The organism is bacterium, assembly GCA_040757115.1.
GTDB lineage: Bacteria > UBA9089 > CG2-30-40-21 > CG2-30-40-21 > SBAY01 > JBFLXS01.
In genome coordinates this window covers 1-5,841 of the sequence record JBFLYA010000230.1, presented here as the reverse complement: position 1 = coordinate 5,841, position 5,841 = coordinate 1, and the positions used below count along the sequence as shown (strand labels likewise).

The window sequence follows — 5,841 nt, the reverse complement described above, 5'->3', positions numbered from 1 at the left end:
TACAATCTCACCATCAGAGAAACTAACATATCTCATTTTTATCAACCCTATCTTCCTTATCCAAAATAATAATCTTTTTTTTATTACCCCTTATATCTTCTTTTTTATGTCTGAATTGAAGGTTCAAAACAATAATTGTTGACATTTTTTAACACTTACTTATGGTAATATATCTTACAAACCCTATATCACCTGGCTATCGAGTCCCTATTAAAAAATCTTAATTTGTGCCGTTGGTGAGTATAATTATTTTCCCATATTATCAAAAGCCTTTCGTTTGACTTCGGGTTTAGGTCCAAAATTAAGTAATAGTCCAACTTCAATATCTGTAGGTTTCTCCTGAAAATAAGGAAGTAGAAAGTAGAGAGTAGAAAGTAGAAAGTAAAGAAAACATCACTCCTCACGCCTATCTCCTTACCTCCTACCTTCTATCTCCTACCACTATTTTCATCCTCCTTTGTGTCCACCCTGTGGACATGGTCGTTTCCCCTGAAAATAGTTAATTAGAGATTAGAGAATTAGTGAATTAGAACCTGCACTCTTGCTAATCTCTAATCTCCAATCTCTAATCTCTATGCCCGATTTTCATCCTCCTTTGTGCCCACTCCCTGTGGGCATGAGCGTTTCTCCAGAAAACCATATACAAGGGTATTATAAACTTTGTAGAATGCCTTTATGATCTTCTCGGTCAATTCTTTATTTTAAAATCTTGAAAATCTGCGTTCATCTGCGTCCCAAAAAAGAAATTCCTATACTATTAAAAATACCAAAATCCCTTTTTGCACAAGAAGTTTATTTTTTGCCTGTTCAAAAACAATAGAATGTTGACTATCTAAAACCTCTGCGGTAACTTCTTCTCCACGGTGAGCGGGAAGACAGTGCATTAACAGACAATCATCTTTTGCAGAATTAAGCATAGCACTATTTACTTGATACGGTGCAAAAATCTTTTTCCTTGTTTCTTCTTCTTCCTCTTGCCCCATACTTGTCCAGACATCCGTATAAATTATATCTGCCTCACGAGCCGCCTCTAATGGGTCGTGGATGATTTTTATTTGACTTTTTGAGTTTGCGGAAATTTCCTTTGCCCTGGAAATTATTTCTTGTTCAGGCATATATTTGGCTGGAGTCGCCACCGTGATATTCATTCCCATCATTGCTGAGATTAAAATTAAACTGTTAGAAATATTATTTGCACCATCACCAATAAAAGTTAAATTTAACCCCGTAATCTTCCCTTTCTTTTTCCAGATAGTATAGACATCAGATAATGCCTGGCAGGGATGAAATTGGTCTGATAAAGCATTAATTACCGGGACATAGGCATATTTAGCCAGGAGTTCAACATCTTTATGAGCGTAAGTTCTGGCAGTAATTAACTGGACATATTGTGAGAGTGTTTTGCTAATATCTTCAATAGGTTCTCTTATTCCGAGTTGAATTTCATCCTGGCGTAAGAATATTGCCTGACCACCTAATTGGTGGATGGCAACTTCAAAAGAAATCCTGGTTCTTGTGGATGGTTTTTGGAAGATTAAGGCAATAGATTTATTAGCCAGCGGAAGATATTTTTCCCCACTCTGGTCTTTCTTTAATATGGAATCCGTTAGTTCAAATATCCATCGTATATCCGCAACATCTAAATCAGTCACAGATAATAAATCCCGCTTTCCCATTTTAACTCTCCTTTTTTTGCCACAAAGAAATGTAACCGTTCGGGTAATCCTTTACCGCAGAGACGCAGAGAAACAGAGAGGAAAATATCTTTTTTTGTGTTTTTCGTAACTATTCACCACGAAGAGCACGAAGGACACGAAATGCACAAAAAAAGGAAATTTCTGTTTCTGGTGAATAGATTTTAATTTTTTCTCTGCGTCCTCTGCGCCTCTGCGGTGAAAAAAATCACTTTATCCAGTATTTTTACGGCTTCATCTACATCCTGTTTGGTCACAATTAATGGTGGTAGTAACCGCAAAACCTTTTCTACGGTGCAATTAATAATTAATCCCTGTTCCAGACAGGTACTAACAATTGGCTGTCCTGGAAACTCAAGCTCCAGACCAATCATTAATCCTTTTCCTCGCACCTCTTTTATGAAGCTATATTTATCTTTTAATTCAGATAGTCGATTAAAGAGATAGTTACCTATCTCTTTTGCATTTTCAACCAGATTTTCTTCGATAATGGCATTAATCACGGCTAATGTTCCGGCACAGACTAAAGGATTTCCGCCGAAAGTAGAGGCATGCGTTCCTGGTGTAAAAAGGTCAGCTAATTCAGGTTTGGCGACCATTGCCCCAATTGGCAGACCACTTCCCAGCCATTTCGCCAGGGTGATAATATCCGGGACAATCCCGTAATGCTCGTAGCCAAACATCTTGCCTGTTCGACCAATTCCTGTCTGGACTTCGTCTAAAATAAGCAATATTTTATGTTCATCACACAAGGCACGCAATCCTTTTAAATATTGTTCGTCTGCAACATTAACGCCTCCTTCTCCTTGAATTGGTTCAATCAGGATGGCACAGGTAGATGGGGTGATAGCCTTTTCTACCTCGTCAAGGTTATTGAATGGCGCATACTTAAAACCCTCAACCAATGGCTCAAATCCTTTATGTATTTTATCCTGACCTGTAGCTGTTAAGGTAGCTAATGTTCTTCCGTGAAATGAGCCGGTCATTGTAATTATTTCATATTTACCCTGACCGTATATTCTGGCAAGTTTAATTGCGGCTTCATTTGCCTCCGCCCCACTATTGGCAAAAAATACCTTCCCTTCAAAGGATATTGAAGCCAATTTCTGAGCTAATTCTATCTGTGGAATGGTATAATAAAGATTGGAAAAATGTATCAGGTTATTTGCCTGTTCTGTAATCGCCCTGACTAACTGAGGATGGCTATGTCCAATACTATTTACTCCCTGTCCAAAGAAATCTAAGTATTCTTTACCATTAATATCCCAGATTTTAATCCCTTTCCCTTTGACAAAACATACTGGAAAGCGTTTATAGACAGGAACCATAAATCTTTTTTCTTGTTCAATAATTTGTTTTTGAGTAATCATAAAATTATAACCAACAAACCGTTCGTAGTGTCGTGTTGAAGAAATTTTGGCATCTTGCGGTGAATTACCACCTGAACGATTACCGTACTCCAGAGGAGACGGTTAAATATTCCTCTATAACTACCACTCAAAGCTTTGGATGACGATTATGCCTCTTCCTTCTGCCTCTTTTATAAACCCCGGGGTAGCAAAATGGGCAATTAACAACTTCTCTATCCTTTTCCCTTGATATTCCTTACTTACTACCTCTGCTTTTTCTTTTAAGTCCTTAAATATACCTTCTTTGTCTTTCTTCCGTGTCTCATCCAGTCTTAGTTGTGTCTCGCCTACGAGCACTACCTCCTCCCCATTTATTTCAGCTTTACCGAATATGTTTATCTCTTTCTTCCCAAGTTTTGTCCTGATAAGCTTTTCTTTTAGCTGAATGCCATATTTTTCCTTCAATACGCCAGGAATCATTCGAAATGCTTCATTTTCTAAGGCGTAGCTCATACTTTTACCTAATCCACTTAAGTTTATTCTGGTATCCTTAATATCATCCTTAAGTTCTTTTCTGGTAATCTTTACTTCTGATGCCAGTAATCTAAGTTCCTCCTCTGTCTTTTTCTGTGCAAGTGCAAGTTCCTTTACAATACCCTTAAGTTCAGAGAAGTCATCCCTTTTAATAAAGGTTTCTCCTAAGATGGTATAGAGAGAACCCTTGAATTGTTCATCCCTTTTTAACAAGGTAGGTAAGACTCTAAGAATATGTTCCTCTTCTGTTTTTAGTAATGAAACAGCCATACTTTTTCTCCTTTTATTAATTATCCATTAGAGTTCTGCAAAACCAGGAAACTGTAGTTTTTAAGCGGGTATTTAAAACCTTTATTTTTATCAATTTCCTCCAAATCTCAAAATGCAAAAAGCAAAATATAAAAGTAATCGTTCAGGTAATCCTTTACCGCAGAGACGCAGAGAAACAGAGAGGAAAATATCTTTTTTTCGTGTTTTTCGCGTTTTTTGGTGTTTAAAAAGGCTTAAAAACAGTTAGTCAAAAGTAAGTATTAAAAGATTAATAAACAACGAAAGACCCCAAATGCACAAAAAAAGGAAATTTCTGTCTCTGGTGAATAGATTTTAATTTTTTCTCTGCATCTCTGTGGCATCTTGCGGTGAATTACCACCTGAACGATTACCGTACTCCAGAGAAGACGGTTAAGTATCCCTCTATAACTACCACTCAAAGCTTTGGATGACGATTATGCCTCTTCCTTCTGCCTCTTTTATAAATCCAGGTGTAGCAAAATGAGCAATTAACAACCGGACAATCTCTTGTTTGTATTCCTTCTTCACTATCTCTACTTTATTCTCCAAATCCTGAAATATCCTTTCCTTATCCCCCTTTCGCATCTCATCAAGTCTAAGTTGTGCCTCACCAACTATCAATATCTCTTTTCCATTCATCTTCCCTTTTCCAAATATATTTATTTCTTTTTCTCCCATCTTTACCCTAATCAATTTCTTGTCTATCTGGATGTTATATCTTTCTTTTAGTACTAATGGAAGCATTCGATAAGCCTCATTTTCAAATCCGTAGCTGACACTCTTTTCTAAACCACCCAGTTGTATCCTGGTATCTTTAATATCTTGTTTAAGTTCTCTCCTTGTTTCTTTTAATTCCATTGCAAGTGTCCGTATCTCTTCCTCTGTCTTCTTTTGTGCCTCAGCTAATTCTTCTACCTTTGTCTCTGTTTTCTTTTGTGCCTCAGCTAATTCTTCTACTTTTATCTCTGTCTTCTTTTGTGCCTCAGCTAATTTCTCTACTTCAACCCCAATACTCCACACTATTGACCTGAGTTCAGAAAAATCTCCCTTTGTTACATAGTCTTCTCTTATTCGCTCATCAACTATCTTTATTATTTGTTTCCTTATTGGTTCTGTTATCCTAAATATTGTTTGTGTTTGCATAACTTTTTCTCTCCTTGAGGGAATAGACACCGCCCAGACGCAGAGTCGCGGAGAAAAATATAGACTTTCATCTTAGCGTCCTTTGCGCCTTTGCGAGAAATCTGAAAGTTTCTTCTGCCTTTTCAGGAATTTAATTTAATCTATCTCCTGTTTTTCCTCTGCGTCTCTGCGGTTAAATACTTACCCCATTGAGACTTAGGAGTAAGTTTTAAGTTTGAATTCCTTGTTTATGGTGTAAAATTGGGTGGTGTCTGAAAATAACGCTAATAGTGAAATCTATGCAGATTTGGTGTCCAAAAGGGGATAAGGAGATAAAGGGAGATATGGAGATTATTCATTGTCCTTTCCAAAATTTTAGAATGAATTTATCTCCTAATCTCCATAATCCCCATATCTCCTTTTCTTACACTATTTCAACCTTTATGCTAGATTAAGACACCACCCAAACCGGCATCTCTTACAAGACCTGCCATTGTAAAAGCGTCAACTGGATTTGCTCTGGGAATGGTAATTATCCGCTCCCCATTTGTCATTGTTATATGTTTCCCTTGTCTTGCAATCCAAAAGCCAACCTTTTCAAAAGCTTTCACAGCTCGTTGATGGCTTACCCCAGGTAGATTAGGCATAACTTATCTCTTTCACCTCTACTAACCGTAATTCTTTATCCTTGATTATATCTTCAACGGTCGCTAGATATGATTGAATAGCATCCTTAATATTTTCCAAAGATTCTTTTTCAGTTTGTCCTTGTGACCAACAACCTGGCAAACCAGGTACCCACACAGAATAACCCTCATCAGTTTTTTTAAGATTAACTTTGTATTTCATAA

Annotated in this window: 7 protein-coding genes; 1 reads left to right on the top strand and 6 read right to left on the bottom strand. The window is 37.1% G+C overall.

Translation table 11 applies throughout. The features are described 5' to 3' along the window. Positions 1 to 749: 749 nt before the first annotated feature. From argF to AB1422_15640, 4 genes are all read right to left on the bottom strand, one after another. Positions 750 to 1,676: an ornithine carbamoyltransferase gene (argF, locus tag AB1422_15655; GenBank protein ID MEW6620745.1), complete on the bottom strand. Its 927-nt coding sequence runs from the start codon at positions 1,674 to 1,676 to the stop codon at positions 750 to 752. A 182-nt stretch (positions 1,677 to 1,858) separates the two neighbouring features. Continuing rightward, a complete protein-coding gene (locus tag AB1422_15650; GenBank protein MEW6620744.1) occupies positions 1,859 to 3,064 on the bottom strand; it encodes an aspartate aminotransferase family protein in 1,206 nt (401 codons plus the stop codon). Positions 3,065 to 3,184: 120 nt separating this feature from the next. After that, positions 3,185 to 3,847, bottom strand: coding sequence for a hypothetical protein (locus AB1422_15645; protein ID MEW6620743.1), 663 nt, complete (start codon positions 3,845 to 3,847; stop codon positions 3,185 to 3,187). Between the two features lie 429 nt (positions 3,848 to 4,276). Beyond that, positions 4,277 to 5,011, bottom strand: a complete 735-nt coding sequence (locus AB1422_15640; protein ID MEW6620742.1) for a hypothetical protein — start codon at positions 5,009 to 5,011, stop codon at positions 4,277 to 4,279. Between the two features lie 278 nt (positions 5,012 to 5,289). Between AB1422_15640 and AB1422_15635 the strand changes: the two genes are divergently transcribed. Continuing rightward, positions 5,290 to 5,445 (top strand): hypothetical protein, encoded by a 156-nt coding sequence (locus tag AB1422_15635; protein ID MEW6620741.1) that lies wholly within the window; start codon positions 5,290 to 5,292, stop codon positions 5,443 to 5,445. Here the strand turns inward: AB1422_15635 and AB1422_15630 are convergent. Then, a complete protein-coding gene (locus AB1422_15630) occupies positions 5,437 to 5,637 on the bottom strand; it encodes a type II toxin-antitoxin system HicA family toxin (protein MEW6620740.1) in 201 nt (66 codons plus the stop codon). The genes AB1422_15635 and AB1422_15630 overlap by 9 nt on opposite strands. Then, a complete protein-coding gene (locus AB1422_15625; protein MEW6620739.1) occupies positions 5,630 to 5,839 on the bottom strand; it encodes a type II toxin-antitoxin system HicB family antitoxin in 210 nt (69 codons plus the stop codon). The genes AB1422_15630 and AB1422_15625 overlap by 8 nt, the downstream gene beginning before the upstream one ends. Positions 5,840 to 5,841 lie beyond the last annotated feature (2 nt).

Bases quoted from the DNA above. Each gene is read 5' to 3' on its own strand.
- argF (MEW6620745.1), bottom strand. From the start codon at position 1,676: ATGGGAAAGCGGGATTTATTATCTGTGACTGATTTAGATGTTGCGGAT.
- AB1422_15650 (MEW6620744.1), bottom strand. From the start codon at position 3,064: ATGATTACTCAAAAACAAATTATTGAACAAGAAAAAAGATTTATGGTT.
- AB1422_15645 (MEW6620743.1), bottom strand. From the start codon at position 3,847: ATGGCTGTTTCATTACTAAAAACAGAAGAGGAACATATTCTTAGAGTC.
- AB1422_15640 (MEW6620742.1), bottom strand. From the start codon at position 5,011: ATGCAAACACAAACAATATTTAGGATAACAGAACCAATAAGGAAACAA.
- AB1422_15635 (MEW6620741.1), top strand. From the start codon at position 5,290: ATGCAGATTTGGTGTCCAAAAGGGGATAAGGAGATAAAGGGAGATATG.
- AB1422_15630 (MEW6620740.1), bottom strand. From the start codon at position 5,637: ATGCCTAATCTACCTGGGGTAAGCCATCAACGAGCTGTGAAAGCTTTT.
- AB1422_15625 (MEW6620739.1), bottom strand. From the start codon at position 5,839: ATGAAATACAAAGTTAATCTTAAAAAAACTGATGAGGGTTATTCTGTG.